This is a genomic window from Mycobacterium pinniadriaticum (genome assembly GCF_026242045.1).
GTDB classification, from domain to species: Bacteria; Actinomycetota; Actinomycetes; order Mycobacteriales; family Mycobacteriaceae; genus Mycobacterium; species Mycobacterium pinniadriaticum.
Map to the genome: position 1 here is coordinate 62,075 of NZ_JAPJDO010000012.1, position 23,911 is coordinate 85,985.

Consider the following 23,911-nt stretch of genomic DNA (forward strand, 5'->3'; position numbering starts at 1 on the left):
TCCGCAGTTACACTGTTAGTAACTGATGCGTAAGAATGCAGGACGATGTGTACGGAGCAGCGATACCGTACATACCTTTCCTGCCCCGGCACGATGTCGGCGCATGTCGGCAGATCAGGAGTGCGCGGAGTGCCACGAGGTAAGCGCGTCGGCCGCCCAACTGGATCGATAGGCGAAGCTACCCGCCGTCAGATCCTACTGATCGCGATGAAGCACGTCGGCGAGCATGGCTACGCCAAGGCCACCTTCAACAACATCGCCGCCGAAGCCGGCCTGACCAGCGGTGCGGTCTACTACTACTTCAAGTCCAAGAAGGCCTTGGTGGTAGCGGTGATCGCCGAAGTCACCTCCCAGCTCTTGGAACGGTTCGAACGGGCTGCGACCCGTGCTGACAATCTCCAGGGTCAGCTGATCGCCATCCTGGAAGAGACGATCGCGGTCACTGACGAAATGCCCTATCTTGCAAGCTTTTCGGTGAGTGTCCGAGTGGACGGTCGGCGATACCCGGAATTGTCTCGAGCGCTTGCGTTCTCCTCGGGCAGCTACTACGACCTGTACAAGCGGCTGATTGACGAGGCCGTCGAGCGCGGCGAAATCTCGCCGGGCGTCGAACCGCGTGACGTTGCGGACATGTTCGGCATGGTGAACTTCGGCCTGACTATGCTGACGGTCGAACTACCGGGAGATCGTCACCGCGTGGCGATCCGGACCATCGAGAAACTCCTGGCAGGGGGCCTGTTCCGGGCGCCGACCCGACGAGCCGCCGACGACAGGCTACTCACCGACGCGGCCGAACCCTTGCCGGCAGCCGTTTCGGCACCGTCGGAATAGGCTTCTGCGCCTGCCCTGCGCAAGGCGCAGCCAGCACCCTGCCGACATCTTGACACCGACTGCCTCATAATTATATATAGAGATAATTAGTTGGCGAAGCGGCGAGCGCGTCGCGTCTTAGACGCGCGCGCACACCCTCCCACCCCGGCGGATGGGTGCATGAACAAGGACGGTGGGTATGGAGGATCGAACGCTCCGCAACGAGGACTTCTCCCTTGACGACGAGCAGGTGGCACTGCGTGAGGCGTTCGGGGCGTTCTTCACCAAGGAGTGCCAGACCACGGTCGTACGCGCTGCCGAACCACACGGATTCGATCCCGAACTCTGGGGCAGGCTGATGGGCCTCGGTGTGACGACGATGGGCATTCCCGAAGCCCGCGGCGGCGATGGAGCAGGGCTGGTGGAACTGGCGCTCGCTGCCGAGGAGTACGGGCGCGCCCTGGCACCGGTGCCGATGATCGAGACGATCGTCGCGGCCCGGGTACTGGCCGGCGCCTCGAACGACGCCCAGCCCTGGCTTCACGATCAGATCTCCGGTGAGCGCATCATCAGCGTTGCCCTGCAGCGCGCCACCGACTCTCAGCGCCAACTGGTCCCGGCCGGCGCCATTTCCGATGCCATCATCGCGCTGCATGATCAATCACTGGTTTTAATTGCGGATTCCGGCGCGCACCCGCAGGTCGCCAATCAGGCATGTGCTCCGCTGGCCTGGTGGACCCCGGCGGACGAACACGAGGTGGGGTTGGTGATTGCCGAGGGGTCAGAGGCCGAAACGCTTTGGCAGCGGGCACTGCTCGAGTGGAAGCTGCTGACCGCCGCCGCACTGGTGGGTCTGTCCGACGCAGTGCTAAGTCAGGCTGTGGGGTACGCACGGGCCCGGCACGCCTTCGGCGTCCCCATCGGAAGTTTCCAAGCGGTGTCGCATCCGCTCGTCGACGTGCACATCGGAGTCCAGGGTGCCCGGCGGTTGGCCTGGAAGGCGGCCTGGTTCGCCGAGAACGAACCACAGCAAGCCGACCGGCTCGCGCTGATGGCCTGGGTTCATGCAGCCGACGTCGCCACTCACGCGGCGGCTACCTGCCTGCACACCCACGGCGGTGTCGCTTTCACCACGGAATCCGATATCCAGCTCTTCTTCCGCCGGGCTAAGGGATGGGCAACGATCGCCGGTGATCCGCGCCGTGAACTTCAGAACCTGGCCGATGTCCTGCTGCGGCAAATGGTCCGAAACCCTGACGTGAAGGAGCGGCTGCGCTGATGAATTTCGGTGTCATCGAGGTCGGACCCGAAGTACAAGCTTTTCGCGGCGAGGTGCAGCAGTTCCTCGACGAACATCTCACCCCCGAGGTGATCGCCGAGGACCGGCTGACCGGCAATGGCCACAGCCAGGCGTTTCACGAGGCTCTCGGTGCGCGCGGATGGATCATGCCGATGTGGCCGGTCGAGGAGGGCGGTGCCGGACTTGACCCGCTACGGGCCAGGATCCTCGCGCTTGAACTCGCATGGCGACAGTCGATGTGGGTGTCCATCTCCCGGTTGATCACCACGACCATCGCTCTCGGCGTACGGGCATGGGCCAGCGATACGCTGCGCGAGGAAATCCTGCCCGGTGTCGCGCGCGGCACCGTGTTGATGTGTCTTGGCTACACCGAGCCCGACTCCGGATCCGACATGGCCGCCGCCAAGACCAGGGCGACGCACGACGGCGACGACTGGGTGATCCAGGGTCAGAAGATGTTCACCACCGGCGCGCAGAACTCGCACTACGTATGGCTGCTCGCCCGCACCGACCCGGACGCGCCGAAAACCCAGGGTCTCACCATGTTCCTGGTGCCGCTGGATCGCCCCGGAATCGAGATCACCCCTATTCACACGCTCGGTGGCGAGCGCACGAACACCGTCTATCTGGACTCCGTTCGCGTCAGCGATCATTACCGGGTGGGCCCGGTCGGCCAGGGCTGGCGGGTGGTCGCCGGCGCCCTGGACGCCGAGCACCGGATGGGCCGGATCGAAGACCGCGGCATCGGTGACGACGCCAATATGGGAACGTGGCAAGGCCTGATACACCGACTCACCGACGTCGCCGTGCGGTGGGCCGCATCCGGTCAGCACCCGGACGGCTCCCCGGTTGCCGATGATCCGCTGGCATGCGAGCGGGTCGCGCAGGTAGCCCTCGACGCCGAAGTGGCCGCCATTCTCGAGGGCCCCATGAGCAAGGTAGCCACCGCCACATCCCTGATCCGCGGCAGTGCCGACCTCATCGACCTCTTCGGACCCGCGGGCACGCTGCTGGCCGGTGAGGATGGCGCGGTGTGCGACGGCGACGTCGAATTCCTGCACCGCTTTGCCCAGGGCACCGCGATCTACGGCGGCTCGGTGGAGATCTTCCACAACATGCTGGCCGAACGGGTCCTCGGGCTCCCCCGTGCCCGGATGCTGCCGCCCAGAGAGCGAACCTGAGCCATGGCTGAGTTCGAAACGTTGCGCTACGAAGAGCGCGGCGCGGTCGCCTGGGTCACGCTGGACCGTCCCGGCGTGCTCAACGCGGTGAACACTACGATGCAGCGCGAGCTCAAAGAGGTCTGGCGGACGCTGCGCAACACCGACACGGTTCGTTGCGTGGTGTTGACCGGTTCGGGCGAACGGGCATTCACCACCGGCCGAGATCGCTCGGAGGCGCTCGACGTCACCCAGAACCTCGCGGCGAGGGCACCTTCGCGTCGTGCGGGTTTCGGATCCACCGACTTTCACTTCGACGGCAATGACGACCAGATCGGCCCCAAGTCTGCCGACCTGTGGATTCCCGTCGTCGCAGCTGTCAACGGCATGGCCTGCGGGGGCGCCTTCTTCCTGCTGGGAGAGGCGGACATCATCATCGCCTCGGAGAACGCGACGTTCTTCGACCCCCATGTCTCTTCCGGCCTGACCGCGATGTACGAGTCCGTGCACATGGCCCATCGGATGCCCTTCGGTGAGATTTCGAGGATGGCGCTGATGGGCAGTCACGAACGGCTTTCCGCCCGTCGTGCCTACGAGATCGGGTTGGTATCCGAGGTCCTGCCGCTCGGCGATCTCGCCGCACAAGCCAAGTGGATCGCCGAATCCATCGCCTCGCAGCCAACTCTGCCGCTGCAGGCCACCGTGCGGTCGCTGTGGATGGCACGCGAATTGACGCGTCAACAGGCTCTCGACATGGGGTGGGCAATGATCGCGCTCGGCAATCAGCCGCAGGCGCGCGAAGAGGGTCTGCGCGCCTTTGCGTCAGGCAAACGAATCCCGTGGAGGTTACGGTGATGGAGGCACACTCTGCCTCGAAAGACACTGCCTCCTTTGACTTTCCGGTCGAGGCGGGTCATGTGGCGCAGTTCGCCCGTGCGATCGGCGACCACAATCCGATTTACCTCGACGCCGAGTATGCACTCCAGACCGAGGTGGGGCATGTCATCGCGCCGCCTACATTCACCATGGCGGCAGCACATTTCGATCCCGACTGGCCACTGCGACCGCAGCCCGGTCAGCCCTGGCGGGGATCGGGACGGACTCCCAGCGGTACCGCCGAAGCCGACAAGCCCGCTGACGGCGCCGCGCAATCGGTGGGACTGCATGCCGAGCAGCATTTCGAATACCACCGTCACCTTCGTCCCGGCGATGTCCTCACCGTGATGCAGCGCGACGGACGAAGCTGGGAGAAGGACGGAAAGCGTGGTGGCAAAATGTATTTCAGCGAAGTGATCACCGAGTACGTCGATCAGCAGGGCGAATCGGTGATCACCGCGCGTCGCGTCGGCGTCCGCATCGAGCGTTCGGGTGGTCAGTGAAATGGCCTTGCGGGCAAGCAATGTGCAGGTCGGCGACACCGCCGAGCAGATTGTGGTCGATGGCCTGACCCGCACGCAGCTGGTGATGTACGCAGGGGCCTCATGCGACTTCAATCCCCTGCACACCGATGAGGTCTACGCCACCCAGGCCGCCGGATTTCCGTCGGTTTTCGGACACGGCATGTTGACGATGGCGCTGACAGGCAAGGCGGTCACCGACTATGTCGGCGACGGGCGGCTGCGCAGTTTCGGGGGACGTTTCCGAGACCAGGTGTGGCCAGGCGACACCTTGACGACGTGCCTGAAGGTGACCGACGTCCGCAACGTAGGTGAGCAGTCGATCGTCATCCTCGACGTCACGACCGTCAACCAGAACGGTGCCACCGTCTTCATCGGTAGCGCCCAAGCAGTCATCGACCAATAACGGCTCGAGCCAACGTATTAGGAGAATCATGTCCAGCCAGCACGACACCCTCGCCGGCCGTACCCTCGTCATGTCTGGTGGCAGTCGGGGCATCGGCTTGGCGATTGCGATCGCAGCCGCCAAGCAAGGGGCCAACGTGGTGTTCCTGGCCAAGACTGCAGAGCCTCATCCCAAACTGCCCGGCACCGTGCATACCGCGGTCGCCGATATCGAAGCCGTCGGCGGCAAGGCGGTCGCCGTGGTCGGCGACGTGCGCCGAGAGGAGGATGTGCAGCGCGTCGTCGACGTTGCGGTCGAACGGTTCGGCGGTGTAGACATCTGCGTGAACAATGCCAGTGCACTCGTACTCGAGGGGACAGAACAGCTCTCGGCCAAGAAGTTCGATCTGATGCAGCAGATCAACATCCGCGGTACTTTCCTGCTGACCAAGGCGTGCCTGCCCCATCTGCGGAAGTCGTCCAACCCGCACGTGCTGACCCTGTCACCGCCGCTCAACATGAATCCGCGTTGGCTTGGTGCGCATCCGGGTTACACCCTGTCGAAGTACGGCATGACGCTGCTGTCACTGGGCTGGGCGGCGGAATTCAGCGAGGCTGGCATCGCAGTGAATTGTCTTTGGCCGCAGACCTACATCGCCACCGCCGCCGTGATCAACATGGCCGACGGCGACCGCCTCGCGACCTCAGCGCGCAGTCCTGAGATCATGGCCGACGCCGCCGTAGAGATCATCTCCAGGACCGCGCGGACGACCACCGGGCATTGCTATATCGATGCCGATGTCCTGGTCGAATCGGGAGTGACCGACCTGTCCCGCTACGGCGGTGGGGCCAACCCGATACCGGATATCTTCCTCGACTGATCGCTGGGCCGCCCTATCGGGTGAGCAGTAGGCAACCAGCGAGCGGGCCGCCCCCGGCGGCAGCCACCGCCACCTCCGCTCCGTCCACCTGCCGCGCGCCCGCCTGGCCGCGGATCTGCAGGCACGCCTCGTGCAACAGCCAGTAGCCGTGCAGCCTGCCCGCCGACAGCTGGCCGCCGTAGGTGTTCAGCGGCAGCGCTCCGTCGAGGCCGATGTTGGTCCCGGCCTCCACGAAGGCGCCGCCCTCCCCCATACCGCAAAACCCAAGGGCCTCCAGCCAATCGAGGGTCAGGATGGTGAAGCCGTCATACACTTCCGCGACGTCCACGTCGGCCGGTGTGAGGTCGGTCCGAGACCACATCTGTGCCGCGGCGTCCCAGGCCGCACCTCGTGGGTAGTCCTCGCCCTGATCCCAGGACGGTCGCCCCTGCAGGGCAGCGCCCAACGCCGCGAACCGCACAGCCGGGTTGGGACAGGACCGCTGGTGATCGATCGCAGACACGACGACCGCGACGGAGCCGTCCACCGGCACGTCGCAGTCGTAGAGTCCGAGCGGTTCGCTGATCGGGCGCGCACCCAGGTAGTCCGCCATCGTCATCGGTGAGCGGTACACCGCCTGCTCGTTGAGGGCCGCATGTTTGCGTGCGGTCAGTGCGATCGCGCCAAGTTGCTCTCGGGTGGTGCCATAGTCGTGCACGTGGCGCTGAGCCACCATGGCCGCCATGTTCGCCGCCGAATACTCGTGGAACGGCAGCATCCATTCGCGCGCGCCACCGACCGCATCCGACAGGGCCACCGCACCGCCCTTCATCTGCACAGTGCGGTAAACGAGCACGTGGCGAACCAGTCCGCTGGCGACCGCCAACGCAGCGTCGATGACGGCCCCCAGTTGGGCGCCCGAGGCATTGCCGTCCTCGGCCGAGTTCACCGTCGCGCCCCAGCCCAACCGGAGACCCAGCGAGTCCTGTACCGCGGCGCGCGGCGTGTCGCCGACCGTGGCAAGGCCGTCGATGTCGGCGGCCACGAGGCCCGCGTCGGCGATCGCCGCGCGAGCGGCGCTCACCGTCATGGCGATCCCCGACAACCCCGTCTTACGGCCGACCTTGGACATGCCGATGCCGGAGATGAACGACCGCCGCTCCAGTGCGTCACTCACAGTGGCCCGCCCGCCGGCGCGAAGACCGGTACGAAGACCGGCTCTGACGGGCTACCGGCAGGCTCGAACTCGACAGCCACCTGCATCCCTATCTCGATCCTCTCCAGCGGGCAGCTGACGATGTTGGTGGTCAGGCGCAGACCCTGCTGCTCGGCGAGTTCGACCACGGCGATGTTGTAGGGCACCTCAACTCCCGGGCGCCACTGCTGGTGGTTGATCGTGAACGTCACGACGCGCCCCCGGCCGCTGACGGTGGCCACCTCCACGTTCTCCGACAGGCACTTTCGGCAGACCGGCGTGGGGGGATGCAAGTAAATGCCACATTCGGTACACCGAAGGAAGCGCAATGCCCCCTCGGCTCCGCCCGTCCAGAAGTGCCGATTCAACTCGGTGATCTCTGGCACGATGCGCATTGCCAATTCCTCAGTCATCCGGTTCGCTCCGTCTCGTTACCAACCGCGGAATTCGGGGGCCCTGCGCTCACGGAAACTGGTGATCCCCTCAGCCGCATCGTGTGTGCCCTTGTTGATCTCGACGGCTGCCGCCTCGTCGCGCAGGGCGACCTCCCAGGATGACTCGAACGACCGATTCAGCAACGACTTGGCCAACCCGATCGCGGTGGTCGGACCGGCCGCCAGCCGCTCCGCCCATTCACGAGCGGCGGTGGGCAATTCCGCGGCCGGGACCACTCGGTTCACCAAGCCCAGCCGTTCGGCGTCGCGGGCGGGCAGTGCATCGCCGAAGAACACCAGCTCCTTTGCCCGTTGCATCCCGACCAGACGTGGAAGCAGCCACATGCCGCCGGCGTCGGGCACGATGCCACGCCGAACGAACACCTCGATGAACCGGGCTTCCTCGGCGGCCAGCACCAGATCGCAGGCGAACGCGAGATGGGCGCCGATTCCGGCTGCCGTGCCGTTGACCGCGGCGATCACCGGTTTCTCGCAGTTGAGCACCGCATCGATGAACCGCTGCGCGCCGGCACGCACACTGCGCATCGTCGAGGCCGCCGGCCGCGCGGGCGCATCCGGCGGAGCGTCGAGAGCCGGCGGTGGCAGCTGGGCCCGCAAATCCGCGCCGGTACAAAACGCGTCCCCGGTTGCCGTGATCACCACGGCGCGAACGGCCAGTGATCTGTTCGCATGGGCGAGCAGTTCGATGATCTGCGCGCGGTGGCCCGGCCCGACGGCGTTGCCGATCGACGGGCGATTCAAGGTGATCCACAACGTGGCGTTCTCGATCCGGTCCAAGACCTCGCCCTGGTCACCGGCTGCTGGTTCGCTCACCGACCATCCTTTGTGCTCGTCCATCACCACTGCCCGCACTGCATCGCCGGGCGTCGCTCAGTGCTAAATTAACTTATACCTATTTTAATTAGGATGTCCGCATCGAGATGACAGGAGGGGTCCCACCGTGACCGTGCGCCACGATCTGCCCACCCCCGACGAGACCACCGAAGCGTTCTGGGCGGCGACTGCCGAAGGAAAGCTGCTGATCAAGCGCTGCGCGGACTGCGGACGCATCCACGCCTATCCCCGGCCGTTCTGCCCGCACTGCTGGAGCGAGAAGGTGGACTGGGTGGAGGCGACGGGTCGAGCCACCCTGTACACCTTCTCCATCGTGCGGCAGAACGACCTTCGCCCGTTCGGTGACCGGGTGCCCTACGTCGCGGCCATCGTCGACCTCGAGGAAGGTCCGAGGCTGATGACGAATGTCGTCGACTGCGCGATCGAAGACGTCTACATCGGGATGCCGCTGCAATTCAGCACCCGGGCCACCGAAGAATTCGCGGTGCCAGTGTTCGGCCCTACGACGTGACGGGCCGACTACTGGTGCCGGCGGGCCGGATCACTCATCCGGACCTCCCGCGGTGACACCTACCGGGGCGTCGGCCTTGGCGGCGACGCCCGCGACGACGGTGCGGACCTTTTCCCACCGACCTTCCGAGGAGCGTGGCACGGGCGCGAAGTTGCGCCGCAGCGCGTCGTCGAGCGCGTCGAGCTCCCAGGGCTGTGCGCTGTCCACCTGCCGCACGATCTGCGGGTCCGAGTACAGGCTGACCTCGCTGCCCGACACGCCGATGACACGTCCGGTGCACCACCCCGAATCGGTGCTCGCGAGATAGGCGACCACCGTGGCGACATCCTCGGCCCGACGCGGTTTGGCCGCGCGGGACTCCACCACCGCCTTCGGGGTCATCCTGGTATCGGCCGACGGAGCGATGGCGTTGGCCGTCACGCCGTACTTCCCCAGCGTGTTGGCAGCGACGTAGGTCAGCCCGACCACGCCCATCTTCGCCGATGCGTAGTTCGGCTGACTCGGCATCCCGAACAGGCCCGACGTCGAAGCGAAGTTCACGATGCGATTGTGGGCGTTCTCGTCACGCTGGTTGCGCCAGTACTCGGCCGCATGACGGATGGTGTTGAAAGTGCCCTTGAGATGGACTTTGATGACCGCATCCCACTCCTCTTCGGCCATGTTGAAGAGCATCCGGTCGCGGATGATGCCTGCGGTGTTGACGACAATGTCGAGCTTGCCGAACTTCTCGACCGCACAGGAGATGAGACCGGCGGCGGCGGCGAAGTCGGAGATATCGCTACCGTCGATGACGGCGGTGCCACCGTTGGCGGTGATCTCGGCGACGGTTTCGGCGGCCGGGGTGGTGTCGGCCCCCGAACCGTCCACCGCGGCGCCGAGGTCGTTCACGACGACACTGACACCGTTGGCTGCCAGCGTTTTCGCGACGGCTGCGCCGATTCCGCGCCCGGCACCGGTCACCACCGCAACCCTGCCCTCTAGTCCAGCCACTGGTGCGTCCCTTCCATCGAGGCCATAATTAACTTGCTATATGATTCATTAATCCTAGCGGAGTCTCAAGACGGGAGTTGCGATGGGTGAGCGACGGGTGGCCATCGCCGGAGTTGGCCTCTCCGACTGCGGCCGGGTGCCCGATAAGACGCGCCTGCAGTTAATTCAGCAGGCGTCACAGGCGGCCCTTGCCGACGCTGGCCTGGCCCATACCGACGTCGACGGGTTCGGCTCCGTCGGCGCCGTTCTGCCTCCGATCGAGGTGTCGGAGTATCTGGGACTGCGGCCGGTCTGGGGTGACTCGACCAATGTCGGCGGCGCTGCGTGGGAGGTCATGGCCCAGCATGCCTCCGCCGCGATCGCCCGGGGTGAGATCGATGTCGCGCTCTTGGCCTACGGCAGCACGGCACGTTCCGATGTCCGGAAAAAGCGCCGCACAGGAAACATGTCGATCGGAAGTGCCGGGCCCCTGCAGTTCGACGCGCCGTACGGTCACACGCTGATCTCCAAGTACGCGATGGCTGCCAAGCGGCATATGCACGAGTTCGGCACCACGGTCGAACAACTCGCCGAAGTCGCCGTCGCGGCGCGGCAATGGGCGACGATGAACCCGCTGGCCTTTGCCCGTGACCCGCTGACCATCGAGGACGTCCAGTCGGCGCGGATGATGGCCGACCCCTACACCCAGTTGCACTGTTGCCTGCGGACCGACGGCGGCGGCGCCGTCGTCCTCGTCTCCGAGGACCGCGCCAAAGACCTCGAGAAGCCACCCGTGTGGATCATGGGCTCTTCGCATGCGCTGTCGCACACCACGATGAGCGAGTGGACGGATTTCACGGAATCGCCGTGCGCCGTCTCGGGACCCAAGGCGTTCGCGCAAGCCGGCGTGACGCCAGAGGACATCGACGTGTGCCAGGTGTACGACTCGTTCACCGGGACGGTGCTCATCACGCTGGAGGGACTCGGCTTCTGCAAGAAGGGCGAGGGCGGACCGTTCATCGCCGAGGGCGCGCTGCGCCCCGGCGGAGCGCTGCCCACCAACACCGATGGCGGCGGCTTGTCGTCCTGCCACCCGGGCATGCGCGGAATGTTCCTCATGGTCGAAGGCGTGCACCAGCTCCGCGGTGAATGCGGCGACCGTCAGGTGCCCGACGCCCGGCTGTGCGCGGTGAACGCCACCGGTGGCTGGTTCAGCTCGGCCGCGACGATGATCCTGGGCACGTGAGTGCCAAGGTTCTCCTCGTCGTCGGAGCCGGCCCCGCACTTGGGTATTCACTCGCCGAGCGGTTCGGCCGAGAAGGTTTTGCCGTCGCGCTGATCAGCCGCAGCAGCGCCAACCTCGACGCGCTGGTCAGCCGTCTTGCCGATCACTGCGTCGAGGCTGCGGGGTTTCCGGCCGATGTCGCCGACGAGGAGTCGCTGCGATCCGCCATCACTGCGGCCAAAGTCAGGTTCGGCACGGTCGACGTGCTCGAGTACAGCCCGGCCCCCGATCACGACACCGTGCTGGACGCGTTGTCGATCACGCCGCAAAACGCCAGGGACCATCTTGGCCGCTCCCTGGTCGGCGCCGTCACCGCGGCCCGCGAAGTGTTGCCTGAGATGCTCGAACGTGGTTCGGGCGCAGTGCTTTTCACCACTGGTGCATCGGCGACCGTACCGCTGCCCGCGCACGCCAGCGTCGGACTCGGAATGAGTGCGCTGCGCAACTACGCAACCGTGCTCCATGCGGCGCTGGCAGGCACCGGTGTCTACGCGGGAACCATGATGGTCGCGACGCGCATCCAGAAGGACACTCCCGGCGATCCCGATCGGTTGGCCGACACCTACTGGAACATGTACGTGAAACGTGACAGGGTCGAAACCATTGTCGGCGACCTAGAACTTCTCACCCGCGCGGGTGTGAGCACGGGATGACACAACGGTGATCCGGCTGGGTCTCAACATCGCCGACTACCGGGGCGACAGAAAACGGAACGCATTCGAGCGTCTGGCCGAACTCGTGGTCGCCGGCGAAGCGGCAGGTTTCGACTCGTTCTTCGCAGGCGACCATCTCATGTCCGACAAGGCCGCGCCCGACGGACAATGGCTCGAGCTGTACACCACCCTCGCGGCGCTTGCGGCCCGCACGACCTCGATCAAGTTCGGCGCGCTGGTGGGCGCGGTGCTGTTCCGCAACCCCGCACTGCTTGCCAAGACCGTCACCAGTCTCGACGTGATCTCTCACGGCCGCGCCATCTTCGGCATCGGTTCGGGCAGTCACGAGGGCGAACACCGCGCGTACGGCTACGACTTCCCGCCGCCGGCCGACCGGCTGGCGATCCTCGAGGAGACCGTTGCGCTGGTGAAAGCTATGTTCGGCGGCGGTCCCACCACCGTTGCGGGCAAGTGGGTGCGGACCGAGGCAGCGCTTAACCAGCCGCCGCCGATCACCCCCGGCGGGCCGCCCGTCATGATCGGTGGCACGGGACGGCGCACACTGCGTCTGGTGGCCCGGTACGGCGACATCGCGAACTTCGCTGCGGACGACAAGTTGGTCCCGGAGATCAACGCCGTGCTCGACGAGCACTGCGCCGACATCGGACGCGATCCGTCGACGATCACGCGAACGATGTTCAAGCCCGTCATCCTGGCTAAGACACGGCAAGAAGCCGAGGCCGTGATGACGCCCTGGCAGCGCGAGCACCAGGACCTGCTCGGGATCGTCACCGGCGGTCCGGACGATGTCGCCGGGCAGTTCCGAGACCTCCGCAATGCGGGGATCGACGGGCTGATCGTCCAGCTCCCCGCCGCCCACAACACCGCTGACCGCATCACCGAGCTCGGCCATCTCCTGTCTCCGATCGTCGCCGACGGTGTGCCCGCCGTGACGCGCGGTGAGATTGATGGCGCAACTCGCACAGATATGGCGTGACCGTGAGAAGACGCTTCGCTGCAATATGTCATCGCTGCCAACGCATCTACGTCGCTGCCGCACTGATGGAACCGGATTGGACATGCGAACGGTGCCATAAGGCAGCAAACTCGCTATCAATCCCTGAGACGCCGGAGCGCATAGAGCTGTCGCCAAGTTAGCCGGGGATCGTATTGGGTACGGACACTTCGACGAGTGACCCCATCTCGCTGATCTAATGGGGTTTACAGGTCAATGCTTGGTATCGCGGTAGAACCTGACGGCTGCACGGATCGACTCGTGGACGGGCCGCGGTTGCCACCCCAGTTCGCGCCTGGCTTTGCCGTTGTCCATCGGCGACATGATGTGCATGAGCCGCACCATCACGGTGGACAACGGCACATCGCGACGCGACACCTTGGCCACCACATCACCCAGAAAACCCACGGCGTAAAGAACTTTCAGCGGGATCCCGAGGCGTGGCCGCTTGGCTCCGCCGGCATCTGCCGCGGTGTCGTAGAGATCGCGGGCCGTCATGAACCTCTCGGAAATGATGTAGCGCTCGCCGACCCGGCCCTTGTCCGCAGCCAGCACCATGGCTCGCGCGGCGTCCTCGATACCAACGACCTCACTGCCGATGCCCTTGATGTAGACGGGCATCTTGCCTGCCCCGGCGGCGGCCAGCAACGCGCCGTGTTTCGGTTGCCAGTCGCGTGGACCGTAGGTGTTCGAGACGCACATCGCCACCGCCGGCAAGCCGCGCTCGCTCGCGTAGCGAAGCACGAGGTTCTCCGCCTCGAGCCGCGACTGGATGTAAGCACCACACTTGTCGTGCCAATTGAATGACTGCTCCTCGGTGGCGGGGCCATCGTTGCTGAGTGCGATCGTGCCGATGGTGCTGGTGAAGACGAACCGGTGCAGGTCCGCGGCCGCTGCCGCATCCAGGACATGTTGCAGCCCTGCGACATTGGTCCGGAACAGCGGCTCCGGATCGCGCAGCCAGGCCCGGGTGTCGACCACGCAGTAGAAGACGTCGTCGCAGCCGTCCATCGCAGTCCTCAACACCTCGTCGTCGAAGACGTCGCCACGGTGGCGCTCGACGTCCAGGTCGTCGATGCCCTTCGTCGAGCTGGTCGCCCGAAGGAGCACGCGAACGTTCTCGCCGCCCTCGACGAGTTGCCGGGTCACGTGCGAGCCGAGGAAACCAGTCGCACCGATGACCAGTTTCGTCCTTCCTGACATGATTTCAGCGACTCCGGACTGCGTGGACGATGAGTGCGACAAGCGCCTTCCGGTCGACTTTGCCGTTTCCGAGCGTGGGTAGCTCATCACGGTCGAAGAAGGAAACGTGTCGTGGCAGCTTGTAGGAGGACAGTTGCCGTCGCAGATCGTCCAGGATCCGCCGCGCGTCGAGCTCGGCTCCCGCAGCTGGGACGACGGCGGCGACGACGTCCTGGCCACGCTCGGCATGCGGGATGCCGACGACCATCGCCTGCTGCACCCCGTCCAGGGCTTCGATGGCCAACTCGACCTCGCGCGGCGTCACATTCATGCCACTGGATTTTAGAGTGTCGCTGAGCCGCCCCGTGAAGAAGAGCTCGCCGTCATCCAACCGTCCCCAATCCCCGGTGTGATACCAGCCTTCTGCATCGAAAACCGCCGACCGCTCCCGCTTGAGCATCCCGAGACACACGTCCTCGCCCCGGACGCAGATCTCACCGGACACACCGTCACTCACTGGCGCGTCGCTGCCCACCTCCACAATCTTGTGCTCGATGCCGGGCAGCGGTGCCCCGAACGATCCGGGCGACCACGGCCCTCCGCGTCCGGCACGGGGACTGGCAGCCGTGTGGCCACCGCAGGTCTCGGTCATTCCGAGCGAGGTGCAGTGCACCAAGCTGTGCAAGCTCCGCAGATCCCTTTCGGCGTAGGTGGGATGCGTGGTCAGGGCGGTGCGGGCGTGCTTTTGCCCAAGGAACTGGGTGGCCTGCTCGCGTTCCAGGAAACGCAGTGTCGCGGCTGGGTCGAACCTCGGCTCGCACAGGACCGTCGCGCCCGCGTGCAACGCCGCGAGCAGCACACTGGACAGGCCGCCGATCCAGAAGAACGGGTTGGGTGTATAGATCCGATCACCGGCGCAGATGCCGTGCGCGAGCCAACCGACCCGGTGGGAGTGCCGGACCAGCGCGCCGTGCGAGTGGACAACGCCTTTGGGTTCTGCGGTGGAACCTGAGGTGTAGATCACCGTCGCCGGATCCGCCGGACAGACCTCTGACTCGATCTGGCCAAGCAGTTCGTCGTCGGCGCGACCGTCCGCCGGCACCTCATCGACGTGCCGCATCCATGCCGGGCCGCCGGGAGCACAGGTCCATACCTCACGCAGAAACGGTAAGGCGGGCAGGAAAAGCCGTCCGGCCTCCGATCCGGCCAGTGCCGGATCGACGCGCTCCAGTCGCTCGGCATAGTCGTGGTTGAGGTGGCGCGCAGTCATCAACAGCAGGGCGACGTCCGCATGCCGTAACGTGCGCGCCAGCTCGGGGGCCTGATGGTAGGTGCTGATGGGGATCGCAAGTGCACCGATTCGCGTTGCCGCGAGCCAACTCACGATCCAATCCGGCGAATTGGGGAACAGCACGCCCACCCGGGTGTTCTTGCCGATTCCGGCGGTCAGCATTCGCCTCGCCACTTCGCGTGACCGTTGTTCTGCCTGCCGATAGGTCAGCCGCTCGGTGGGCGTCACGAGCAGTTCGGTGTCCGGGTAGGCGGCCGCGCGCGCACGGAGCAACTCCGGCACGGTCTGGACCGGCGGGTCGACGTGCTCCCGCATCACGGTATTCCTCCTGACGAGCGCTCAGCGACGTGGTGTCAGCGCGACCGGGACATGCAGGTAGTCATTGGCCAACGTCGACGGATTGCGGGTCGTTACCAGCCAGACCGGACCCGGGTCGGCGTCTAGCTCGTGGTGGGTCGCCATGTCACGCCAACGCTTCGCGCAGCACCGTCTTGATGTCCTCGTCGGGCCCGCGCAGCACCATCAGGTCGACGACGGAGTCATCCCAGGCCTTCAGGTCCGACTGAATCTTGTCCGGCGGGCCGACCAAGGCGATGGATTCGATCATCTCATCGGGTATCAGGGCGGCTGCGGCCTCGGCACCGTCGTCGTTGTAGGTTCGGGCCACCCGCTCACACAGCTCCTGGAATCCGAGTCGCGCGAAGGTGTCGTAGTAGTAGTTCTTGCCTGGGAGGCCCATTTTCGCGATGTAGAACGCCATGGTCGGACGCAACGGCTCGGCCGCCTCGCTGATGGTCCGCCCACACCTCACGTCGACGATCGCGGCGACCTCGAAACCCGGCTTCCTACTTGAGAAGCCGGCCCTTTCGAAGCCCGTGTTGAGCTGCTTCTCGTACCAGGACGATGCCTTCGGCGCGAAAAGTCCGGTGACCATGCCGTCGGCGATTTCCGCGCTCAGGGCGATGTTCTTCGGCCCCTGGGAGCCGAGCAGGATGGGCACTTCCTGACGTAGCGGGTGCATGTAGCACAGCAGCCCGCGTGCCGTGGAACCGGCCGGTGGCACCTGATAGTAATCGCCCTCGTAATGCAGCGGTTCGGTGCGCCGAATCGCCTGCCGCACAACGTCCACGTATTCCCGGGTACGGGTCAGCGGCTTGCCGAACGACTGTCCGTACCAACCTTCGGCCACCTTCTGGCCCGAGACCCCAAGGCCCAGGATCACCCGGCCGCCGCTGATGTGGTCGAGGGTCATCGCCGCCATCGCGGTGGCGGCGGGGGTGCGGGCAGGCATCGCGACGATGCCGGTGCCCAGCCGCATTCTGGTTGTCTTGGCGGCCATCCACGCCAACGGCGTGAAGGCCTCTCCCCCGTAGGATTCCGATGTCCACGCAGAATCGATGCCCAGGTCGTCGCCTTCGTCGGCCACCCACTGCACGATGTCGGGAATGCCGGTGCGCCACCGGGAGATCTGAACTCCGAACTTCATCAGAACGACACGTCTCCCTTGCGCAGGCTGTTCGCAATGTTTCGGCGCATGACCTCGTCGGTGCCGTCGGCCACCCGCACCATCCGGGCGAAATGCCAACCGGCCACGAAACGCATCTCGTTGGTCAGTCCCATTGCGCCGCAGACCTGCATACAGCGGTCGAACACCCGGAAGCACGCCTCGGTGGTGTACGCCTTGACGATATTGAGTTCCTTGAGTGCACGCTCCCCCGCGTCGAGGCGCCGGGCGCAATCCACCGACATCGACTTGGATGCGTAGATGTCCATGGCACTTTCCGCCAACTGGAACGAGACACCCTGATAGTCGGCGATCGGCTTGCCGAAGGCCGTGCGGACCTTCGTGTAGCTGGTCGCCTCTTCCAGCGCCCATCTCGCCATCCCGACACAATGCCCGGCGTTGTACATGCGGCCGTCCGAAACACCCCTCAAGGCCAACGAGAAGCCCTGGTGCAACGTGCCCATCACGTGCGTGTCGGGGATGCGCACATTGTTCAGCGAGAGGATTCCCTCGTTGCCACCCACGTGTTCGAACAGACGCAGGACGCTGTCGACCGCGAACCCGGGGGTGTCAGTCGGCACCAGGAACAAGGTGATCCCGCCCTTGCGCTCACGCTTCATGTCCTCGTCGGTGACGGCCCATACGAAGGCGTACTTGGCGTGCTTGGAGTTCGATGTCCACTGCTTGGTGCCGTTGAGCACCCAACTGTCGCCATCCCGAACAGCTTTCGTCGACATGGCCCAGGCGTCGGAGCCGGCGTCGGGTTCCGACATGCCGAAGCACACCGTTGCCGCCCCGCTCATCACGTCTGCGACCACGTCGTCACGAAGCGACGGGTGAACCTCGCCGAGCAGGAAGCTCGGGCCGCTGGTCCAATGCCCGATCACCTGATCGGGCAGCAGACGTCCGGGGCCGGCCGCGTGGCTGAGGCCCTCCCAGACGCTGAACAAGGCCAACGACCCCATGCCCTCACCACCGACCGATTCCGGTGCGAACATGGCGTAGTAGCCGGCTTCTGCGGAAGCCATGCGCACTTCACGCATCAGGTCGAGCACGGGCTCGCTGTAGCCGCCGTGCTCGGCGAACGTCAGCCGCGAGTTCTCCAGCAACTCGCGGTTGGCCTCCTCGAGGGGAACCACTTTCCGCTTGACGAAGGAGTTGATTCCCTCGACCAATTCGGCGTAGTCGGCCTGCGTGGTATCCAGCGTTGCCGTCATTTCAGATGTCCTTTCGTGTGGAGCAAATGGCTTGTCGTATGCAGCAAATGGCGTGGCTCGTCACCGCGGAAGCCCGAGGCCCCGCTCGGCGACGAGATTCCGCATGATCTGGTCGGTACCGCCGCCGATGTGGAACGCCGGGGTCTCCAGCAGATACGGCAGCCAGTCGAACGAGTCGACCTCACCGGTGTCGGCCAATATGCGCGGGCCGAGCGTTCGCGCGACGAGGTCAGCGGCGGCGGACATGGCATTGGAAAGCGCGAGCTTGCCCATCGCCCGCGCCGCCCCGATTCTCGGCTCCGACCACTGCCCGGCGAGCCGTTCACTGGTCAACTCGTTGAGTTTGTAGGCCGTGTACAGCCGGGCCCAGTCCTGGCGAAGCTTGGGGTCGTCGGTCTTACCGACCCGGCGCAACACTCCCGCCACACGCTCGGCGGAGCCGACGGACGCCAGCCCGCCCCGGCGCCCGCGTCGGCGACTGCGCGCCAGCGCATCTCGGCTGGCGGCCATGATCGCCAGATAGATGGACCACCCCGCGCCGACCTCGCCGAGCCGACGGTCATCGGGGATCCGAACCCCGTCGAAGAACACCTCGTTGAAGCCGGCGTCGCCGGTCATCTCGACCAACGGCCGTACCTGGAGCCCGGGGCTGGCGATGTCGACCAGGAACGTGGTGATACCGCGATGGCGTTCGCCCTCGGTGCCGGTGCGCGCCAAGAGCAAGCCGACGTCGGCGTAGTGGGTCCGCGACGACCACACTTTCTGGCCATTCACCACCCAGACGTCGCCGTCGTGGACCGCCCTGGTTCGCACCGACCCCAGATCGGAGCCTGCACCGGGCTCGCTGAACAACAAGCAGGTGATCAGGTCGCCGCGGAAGATCTTTCGCAGCAGCAGTTCCTTGAGATCGTCGGAGCCGTGCGAAAGGATCGTCTGACCCAGGCCTTCGAGACCAGTCGAGAAGCAATCCTCCGGTGGCACTTCATAATCAAGCTCCACGTCAAGGTAGTGATGCTCGTATTCCTCGGGCAGGCCGGCGCCGCCGTACTCGCGTGGCCCGGTAAGCCAGCCGAAGCCCGCGTCGAACTTGGCCGCCCGCCACTGCCGCGCGGTCGGGACCGCGGCCAGCTCCGCCGCCCGGCTGGTGAACAGCGAGACACGCTCGCGATGATCGGGTGCAGTGTCGGGAATCGGCAGCAGGGTGGGCAGGGTCGACTCGATGAACTGCCGTGCCCTGGACTGAAATTCACCCACGTCGGTGGGTAACGCGGCGGACTGGCCATCGGTTTGGGCACTCATGCGACGACCCCTGCGGTGCGCAGCTGGGCGACCTGGGCCTCGTCGTAGCCCAAACCGTCGAGGATCTCGGCGGTATGCTCGCCGAGGGCGGGCGGATCGGCGGTCACGTCAGGATCGGTGGCCGACAGGTGAAGCGGGCTGTCGACAACCGGAACGTCATGACCGGCATAGCGCACATTCACAATCGATTTCAACGTGCGCACCTGCTCGTCCTGGGCCACCTGGTCCAGGCGCAGAACCGGCGCACACACCACACCTTCCTCATCGCAACGGGCCACGATGTCGGCGACGGTGAAGGACCTCATCCGTGAGCCGACCTCGCCGGTCAGCTCACCGCGGTTCTCGTATCGGCTCGCCAATACGGCGAACCTTTCGTCGCCGGCGAGTTCCTCGGCCTTGAGCGCCCGGCAGAATCGCGTCCACATCCGATCGTTTGCGGCCGCCACCGCCACCAACCCGTCGGAAGCGCGGAACACCTGGTTCGGCTGGCCCATGCCGTTTCCGGTACCCATGGGCTTTGGCGGGATCCCGGTCATGATGGCCTGCGTCAGGTTGACGCTGATCAGGCTGAGCATGCTTTCCAACAGCGACGTCTCGATCTTCTGGCCGGCGCCACCGCGCTCCCGCCACAGAAGTGCGGCCAGGATGCCCAGCGCCGCATACACGCCGGCGGTCAGATCGCTGATCGACACCGGGACGCGCACGGGGTCGCGGCCCGGCTCACCGGTGAAGCTGAGCAAGCCGCTGTACGCCTGTGCGATGAGATCGACTGCCGCTTTGCTCTTCAGTGGTCCCTGGCTGCCGAAACCGGTTATCTCGCAATAGATCAGACCGGGATTGATCACCTTCAGCTCGTCGTATCCGAGTCCGAGCTTGTCGGCCACGCCAACCCGGTAGTTGTGGATCAACACGTCCGAGGACCGCACCAACCGATGGGCGATCTCGCGACCCTCATCGGTTTTCAGGTCGACGACGACGCTCTTCTTGTTCCGGTTGTAGGACGCGAAGACCGGCCGGACGCCACCACCGGCACCACCGTAGGCTCGGCTCTCATCGCCTCCGGGCGACTCCACCTTGATCACCTCTGCGCCAAGGTCGCCCAGGATCTGAGCGGCAAACGGCCCGGCCAGGATCCGGCTGAAGTCGACGACCCTGACGCCGCTCAGGGCGGCCGTCGGCGCTGTAGCTTTTTCCGCTGCACTCATGAGCCCACACCTACGCGGGCCTCATCGAGCACCCGCTGCGCGGTCACCCGGATTTCGACATCGTCGAGTCCGCGTCCTAGGCGGGCCATGTCTTCCCTGCACGCCGCAAGCACCAGCGGGATCTCGTCACGGCGCGCCTCGATGCCCAGCTCGTCGAGTTTGTCCCACATAGTCCACGGACCGGTGGTTCGCCCGATGCGCAGCACCCGGTGGTTGCCCACCGCCTCGGGGGTCACGCCCATGTGGATGAGCGGATCGACCTTGATCTCCTGTGCGTACTCGTCGCCGTCGTTGCCGTAGTCGAAGATGGCGGTGCCCGTCAGACCCCAGTCTCCGGGTCTGCGCTGACCGATCAGTTCCTCGGCGAGGCGAGACAGCGGAGTCAGCTGGGCCAGATCGATACCGGTGCGGACGCCGTACAGCATCTCCATCGAGCCGGCGATGTGGGCCAGGTCGCCCTGTGCCGGGCCCTCGGTGAAACCGTTGACCGAGGCCTCCAGGATCGACGCCCCGGCCAGTCCAGCCGCCACCGAGGCGGCCGTAGCCAGGCCGAACATGTCGTGGGTATGAGCCGCGACCTGCAGGTGCGGGGCGGCCTCCAGGCTCAGGCGGACGAAATGGGCCCACGCCTGCGGCGCCGTGCCCGACGCGTGGTCGCCGATCTGGACGTCGTAGGCGCCGGCTTCGGCGATACCCCGGCTGTATTGGGCGATGTCCTCGTCGGTGGCATACGACAGCAACAGGATGCTGCCGCCGACCTTGACACCGTGCGATGTGCCGAGCTCGATGAGCCGCTGGGCGCGCTCGGTGACTTCGGCGGGGCTGGCCGGGAACCGCAGCCCGTCCCACTCACGGCCCTGCCATGCCCGGTGATACACGGCGCCGGCATACGACGGCAGCGCGTCGCCCAGGTAGACACCGGACAGCACGCGCACCACGTCGTAGCCGGCTTCGGCGGCGATACGCATGTGCTCGGCAGTCGCCGCTCCCGTGTAGACGAGCTCGCAATCGGGATTGATCGCCTTGGCGGTCTCGACCTCCTCGCGCATCTCCTCGACGGTGTGCCCGCGGCCGAATGACGACGTCTCCAGCGACGAGACACCCGCCCGGACAAGAGCTTTCAGCAGGGTCAGCCGCTGCTGGTGGCTCAATGAGACATCGCTCATCTGCTCTGTCACGCGCAGGGTGAGGTCGCGCATCCGCACGCTCGTGGGCCGCTTCCCCACGACGTCGACGCGACGGTTGGCGTCACTGACCTTCCACTTGCCCGGCTCGTAGCCCGGCCCCGTCCGGAAGGAATCCAGGCCGGCGCGCATCTTCGCCACCTGCTCGGGGGTGAAGATCTCACGGTCGGAATTCGTCATGAACGGTCCCTTTCTGTCCTGGCGTTCACCGGAGCGCCGCCATGACGTCGTCGGCAAATCGCCGTGCCTGGTCCAGATATGACTTGCGGGATCTACCGGCGACCGGCCGGACGCCGACCCATGTCACCCCGACATCCTCGAGCGCGCGAATGTATGCCCGGGTGTGCTGCGGTTCGTAGTCGGCCGATCCCGGCGAGGGTTGAAGCAGGCTGAGACAGATGTCCAACGGCTCTGTGCGGCCGATGGCTTCCACCTCCTTGTGCAACAGCGCTATTCGCTGTCTTAGTTCTTCCAAGTTGGACACCGACGCGGTCCGCGGCGCCCGGTTGGCGGTGGTGGGCAGGGGCGACCATCCCTGGCAGGACCGCGCCGCGCGGGTGATAGCGCGCTTGCTGTTGCCGCCCATCCACACCGGCGGGTGAGGTCGGCTCGACGGCCTTGGCAACATGGTGTTGCCGCGGGCGCGGAAGTGACGGCCCTGCAGGACCACACAATCCTGCGTCCAAGCCAGCTTCATCGCCTCGATCCCCTCCTCGAGCAGATCGTTGCGCTCGTCGAAATCGACTCCGAGCGCGTCGAACTCCGAGCCGACGTAACCCGCGCCGACGCCGAGTATCACCCGGCCCCCGGCCAGCACGTCGAGGCTCAGGACGGACTTCGCGGCCAGGAACGGGTTGCGATAGGGCAACACATAGATGTTGGTGTGCAGGCCCAACCTCGTCGTCGCGGCTGCGGCGAAAGACAATTCCACCAATGGATCGAGTGCGTGGTGGCCACCAGCGGCCAGCCACCGGTCGCTGCCGAACGGATGGTCGGTGACAAAGCACGCATCGAACCCCGCATCTTCGACCGAGCTGGCGATATCGGCTACCGCCGCGGCAGTCAAAAAGTCATCGGGTTGATCGACCCGGTCGTTCGGCAGCGCAACGGAATATCGCATTTCTCACGCCCCGACCGGTGTGCCGCACAGGGCAACCGTCGCCGTGCCCTTAGCTAGGGTGAGCCCGTCCTCGATGTCGGTCCACAGGTCCAGGTCGACCAGGGTCTGCCCGCCTTCGGCCCTGAAGCCGGCCACCCGACCGTGCGCGCTGAGCGTCTGGTCCTTCAGATTCAGTCCGCGGAACTGGCATGACGCCGACACGATCCGTCCGGATTCCCCTAGCCAGTCCCGAAGCACGTTATGCAGGTACGCCCACTGCAGATTGCCCATACCGAATGCGCCCGTCGCCCCAGCCTTCCGACCCGCCTCGTCATCCATATGGATGGCCACGAACTCGTCGTTGACCGCGGCGAACCGATTCCAGTTGGCCGGACCCGTTTTTCGGATGAAGGACGGGATCTCGGCACCGACCGGTGGGACGTCCAGGCCGGGTACCGATATGCCCGCCCCGGCGGTGTCCGCCGGCGATTCGTCCTGGCGGCGATCGTCCCTGTCGGAGAGAGCCGCCGCCTTAGCGGGCGCGGTCGTCGACTGCGCCACCTCGGCGAAGCGGAGGAACGTGAACTCAAAACTTTTCACCAGTTCGTCGCACTGATTGGTCCAGGTGTCGACGATGGTGGTCAACAACATCGGGCCCCGACGTCCCGCACGTTCGACATACCCGCCCAATCGGCGCACCGACGTGATGACGTCGCCGGCCCGCATCGGCACGCCGTAGTCCACCGACATCCCGCCACGCAGCCGCACTGGAGCATCGGGCGAGGCAATCCCCAGCACCTCCTCGGGATCCCGCAGGCTCGGGGGAGGTCCGGCCGGTTCGGCAACCAACCACGCGAACGGGTTGAAATCCTCCGGTGCGGCCAGATCGGCTGAGCCGACATCGGCTCCACCCCAGAACCGTTGCGGCGGCAGCTCTGGGTAGTAGACGGCCACCGCCCACCGCCGGATGTCGGAGGACGTGATCGGGTAGGAGACCCGTCGGTCGAGGTCTTGCCCGACACAGGCCTGCATCTCCGCTGAGATGTAGCTCGCCGAGGGCTCCGTCCCCGCACTTCGACTCGGCCGGGTGCTGGTTTTCACA

The 23,911-nt window shown here is 65.7% G+C and carries 25 protein-coding genes; 11 read left to right on the forward strand and 14 right to left on the reverse strand.

Annotated features, from left to right (window positions below):
* The first annotated feature begins 207 nt into the window (after nucleotides 1-207).
* The 7 genes from ORI27_RS15735 (at nucleotide 208) to ORI27_RS15765 (ending at nucleotide 5,932) form a co-directional block, all read left to right on the forward strand.
* Entirely contained in the window at nucleotides 208-831 is a 624-nt protein-coding gene (locus tag ORI27_RS15735; protein WP_265997914.1) for a TetR/AcrR family transcriptional regulator, read from the forward strand.
* A gap of 178 nt (nucleotides 832-1,009) precedes the next feature.
* Nucleotides 1,010-2,089, forward strand: coding sequence for an acyl-CoA dehydrogenase family protein (locus ORI27_RS15740; RefSeq protein WP_265997913.1), 1,080 nt, complete (start codon nucleotides 1,010-1,012; stop codon nucleotides 2,087-2,089).
* The gene (locus ORI27_RS15745) at nucleotides 2,089-3,291 is read left to right on the forward strand and encodes an acyl-CoA dehydrogenase family protein (RefSeq protein WP_265997912.1); all 1,203 of its coding nucleotides are present in this window, start codon (nucleotides 2,089-2,091) and stop codon (nucleotides 3,289-3,291) included. Before ORI27_RS15740 ends, ORI27_RS15745 begins: the two co-directional genes overlap by 1 nt.
* A gap of 3 nt (nucleotides 3,292-3,294) precedes the next feature.
* Nucleotides 3,295-4,125, forward strand: coding sequence for an enoyl-CoA hydratase/isomerase family protein (locus ORI27_RS15750; RefSeq protein ID WP_265997911.1), 831 nt, complete (start codon nucleotides 3,295-3,297; stop codon nucleotides 4,123-4,125).
* Nucleotides 4,125-4,649 carry an FAS1-like dehydratase domain-containing protein gene (locus ORI27_RS15755; RefSeq protein WP_265997910.1) on the forward strand — a complete coding sequence of 175 codons (525 nt, stop codon included), beginning with the start codon at nucleotides 4,125-4,127 and terminating at the stop codon, nucleotides 4,647-4,649. Before ORI27_RS15750 ends, ORI27_RS15755 begins: the two co-directional genes overlap by 1 nt.
* Nucleotides 4,639-5,073, forward strand: a complete 435-nt coding sequence (locus ORI27_RS15760) for a MaoC/PaaZ C-terminal domain-containing protein (RefSeq protein WP_265997909.1) — start codon at nucleotides 4,639-4,641, stop codon at nucleotides 5,071-5,073. The genes ORI27_RS15755 and ORI27_RS15760 overlap by 11 nt, the downstream gene beginning before the upstream one ends.
* A 28-nt stretch (nucleotides 5,074-5,101) precedes the next feature.
* Nucleotides 5,102-5,932 carry an SDR family oxidoreductase gene (locus ORI27_RS15765; RefSeq protein WP_265997908.1) on the forward strand — a complete coding sequence of 277 codons (831 nt, stop codon included), beginning with the start codon at nucleotides 5,102-5,104 and terminating at the stop codon, nucleotides 5,930-5,932.
* A 13-nt stretch (nucleotides 5,933-5,945) separates the two neighbouring features.
* Here the strand turns inward: ORI27_RS15765 and ORI27_RS15770 are convergent, their stop codons facing one another.
* The 3 genes from ORI27_RS15770 to ORI27_RS15780 are packed head-to-tail and all read right to left on the reverse strand — an operon-like array spanning nucleotide 5,946 to nucleotide 8,374.
* Nucleotides 5,946-7,043, reverse strand: coding sequence for a thiolase family protein (locus ORI27_RS15770; RefSeq protein ID WP_265997972.1), 1,098 nt, complete (start codon nucleotides 7,041-7,043; stop codon nucleotides 5,946-5,948).
* 41 nt (nucleotides 7,044-7,084) lie between these two features.
* Nucleotides 7,085-7,519, reverse strand: coding sequence for a Zn-ribbon domain-containing OB-fold protein (locus ORI27_RS15775; protein ID WP_265997907.1), 435 nt, complete (start codon nucleotides 7,517-7,519; stop codon nucleotides 7,085-7,087).
* An 18-nt stretch (nucleotides 7,520-7,537) separates the two neighbouring features.
* Nucleotides 7,538-8,374 (reverse strand): enoyl-CoA hydratase/isomerase family protein, encoded by an 837-nt coding sequence (locus ORI27_RS15780; protein ID WP_265997906.1) that lies wholly within the window; start codon nucleotides 8,372-8,374, stop codon nucleotides 7,538-7,540.
* A 127-nt stretch (nucleotides 8,375-8,501) separates the two neighbouring features.
* Between ORI27_RS15780 and ORI27_RS15785 the strand changes: the two genes are divergently transcribed.
* Nucleotides 8,502-8,906, forward strand: coding sequence for a Zn-ribbon domain-containing OB-fold protein (locus ORI27_RS15785; protein ID WP_265997905.1), 405 nt, complete (start codon nucleotides 8,502-8,504; stop codon nucleotides 8,904-8,906).
* A gap of 30 nt (nucleotides 8,907-8,936) precedes the next feature.
* On the opposite strand, the gene ORI27_RS15790 is transcribed toward ORI27_RS15785, so the two are convergent.
* The gene (locus tag ORI27_RS15790) at nucleotides 8,937-9,896 is read right to left on the reverse strand and encodes an SDR family NAD(P)-dependent oxidoreductase (protein ID WP_265997904.1); all 960 of its coding nucleotides are present in this window, start codon (nucleotides 9,894-9,896) and stop codon (nucleotides 8,937-8,939) included.
* A gap of 82 nt (nucleotides 9,897-9,978) precedes the next feature.
* Here ORI27_RS15790 and ORI27_RS15795 point away from each other — a divergent pair, with 82 nt between their 5' ends.
* From ORI27_RS15795 to ORI27_RS15805, 3 genes are read left to right on the forward strand one after another with little or no spacing between them, the layout of a single operon-like run.
* Nucleotides 9,979-11,121, forward strand: coding sequence for an acetyl-CoA acetyltransferase (locus tag ORI27_RS15795; RefSeq protein WP_265997903.1), 1,143 nt, complete (start codon nucleotides 9,979-9,981; stop codon nucleotides 11,119-11,121).
* Nucleotides 11,118-11,813, forward strand: coding sequence for an SDR family NAD(P)-dependent oxidoreductase (locus tag ORI27_RS15800; protein ID WP_265997902.1), 696 nt, complete (start codon nucleotides 11,118-11,120; stop codon nucleotides 11,811-11,813). The genes ORI27_RS15795 and ORI27_RS15800 overlap by 4 nt, the downstream gene beginning before the upstream one ends.
* Nucleotides 11,814-11,820: 7 nt before the next feature.
* The gene (locus ORI27_RS15805) at nucleotides 11,821-12,810 is read left to right on the forward strand and encodes an LLM class flavin-dependent oxidoreductase (RefSeq protein ID WP_265997901.1); all 990 of its coding nucleotides are present in this window, start codon (nucleotides 11,821-11,823) and stop codon (nucleotides 12,808-12,810) included.
* Nucleotides 12,811-13,041: 231 nt separating this feature from the next.
* On the opposite strand, the gene ORI27_RS15810 is transcribed toward ORI27_RS15805, so the two are convergent.
* The 10 genes from ORI27_RS15810 to ORI27_RS15855 are packed head-to-tail and all read right to left on the reverse strand — an operon-like array spanning nucleotide 13,042 to nucleotide 23,910.
* On the reverse strand, nucleotides 13,042-14,031 hold the full coding sequence (locus ORI27_RS15810) for an NAD-dependent epimerase/dehydratase family protein (protein WP_265997900.1): 990 nt from the start codon (nucleotides 14,029-14,031) through the stop codon (nucleotides 13,042-13,044).
* 4 nt (nucleotides 14,032-14,035) lie between these two features.
* Entirely contained in the window at nucleotides 14,036-15,616 is a 1,581-nt protein-coding gene (locus ORI27_RS15815; protein ID WP_265997898.1) for a class I adenylate-forming enzyme family protein, read from the reverse strand.
* A gap of 24 nt (nucleotides 15,617-15,640) precedes the next feature.
* Entirely contained in the window at nucleotides 15,641-15,763 is a 123-nt protein-coding gene (locus ORI27_RS15820) for a hypothetical protein (RefSeq protein ID WP_265997897.1), read from the reverse strand.
* A gap of 1 nt (nucleotide 15,764) precedes the next feature.
* Nucleotides 15,765-16,787 (reverse strand): LLM class flavin-dependent oxidoreductase, encoded by a 1,023-nt coding sequence (locus ORI27_RS15825; RefSeq protein WP_265997896.1) that lies wholly within the window; start codon nucleotides 16,785-16,787, stop codon nucleotides 15,765-15,767.
* The gene (locus ORI27_RS15830; protein WP_265997895.1) at nucleotides 16,787-18,022 is read right to left on the reverse strand and encodes an acyl-CoA dehydrogenase family protein; all 1,236 of its coding nucleotides are present in this window, start codon (nucleotides 18,020-18,022) and stop codon (nucleotides 16,787-16,789) included. Before ORI27_RS15830 ends, ORI27_RS15825 begins: the two co-directional genes overlap by 1 nt.
* Nucleotides 18,023-18,082: 60 nt before the next feature.
* Nucleotides 18,083-19,321 (reverse strand): acyl-CoA dehydrogenase family protein, encoded by a 1,239-nt coding sequence (locus tag ORI27_RS15835; protein WP_265997893.1) that lies wholly within the window; start codon nucleotides 19,319-19,321, stop codon nucleotides 18,083-18,085.
* Entirely contained in the window at nucleotides 19,318-20,526 is a 1,209-nt protein-coding gene (locus ORI27_RS15840; RefSeq protein WP_265997891.1) for a CaiB/BaiF CoA transferase family protein, read from the reverse strand. Before ORI27_RS15840 ends, ORI27_RS15835 begins: the two co-directional genes overlap by 4 nt.
* Complete coding sequence (locus tag ORI27_RS15845) at nucleotides 20,523-21,890, reverse strand: hypothetical protein (protein ID WP_265997889.1); 1,368 nt, start codon at nucleotides 21,888-21,890, stop codon at nucleotides 20,523-20,525. The genes ORI27_RS15840 and ORI27_RS15845 overlap by 4 nt, the downstream gene beginning before the upstream one ends.
* 25 nt (nucleotides 21,891-21,915) lie before the next feature.
* Complete coding sequence (locus ORI27_RS15850) at nucleotides 21,916-22,830, reverse strand: TIGR03619 family F420-dependent LLM class oxidoreductase (protein ID WP_265997887.1); 915 nt, start codon at nucleotides 22,828-22,830, stop codon at nucleotides 21,916-21,918.
* 3 nt (nucleotides 22,831-22,833) lie between these two features.
* A complete protein-coding gene (locus ORI27_RS15855) occupies nucleotides 22,834-23,910 on the reverse strand; it encodes an FAS1-like dehydratase domain-containing protein (RefSeq protein ID WP_265997885.1) in 1,077 nt (358 codons plus the stop codon).
* Nucleotide 23,911 lies beyond the last annotated feature (1 nt).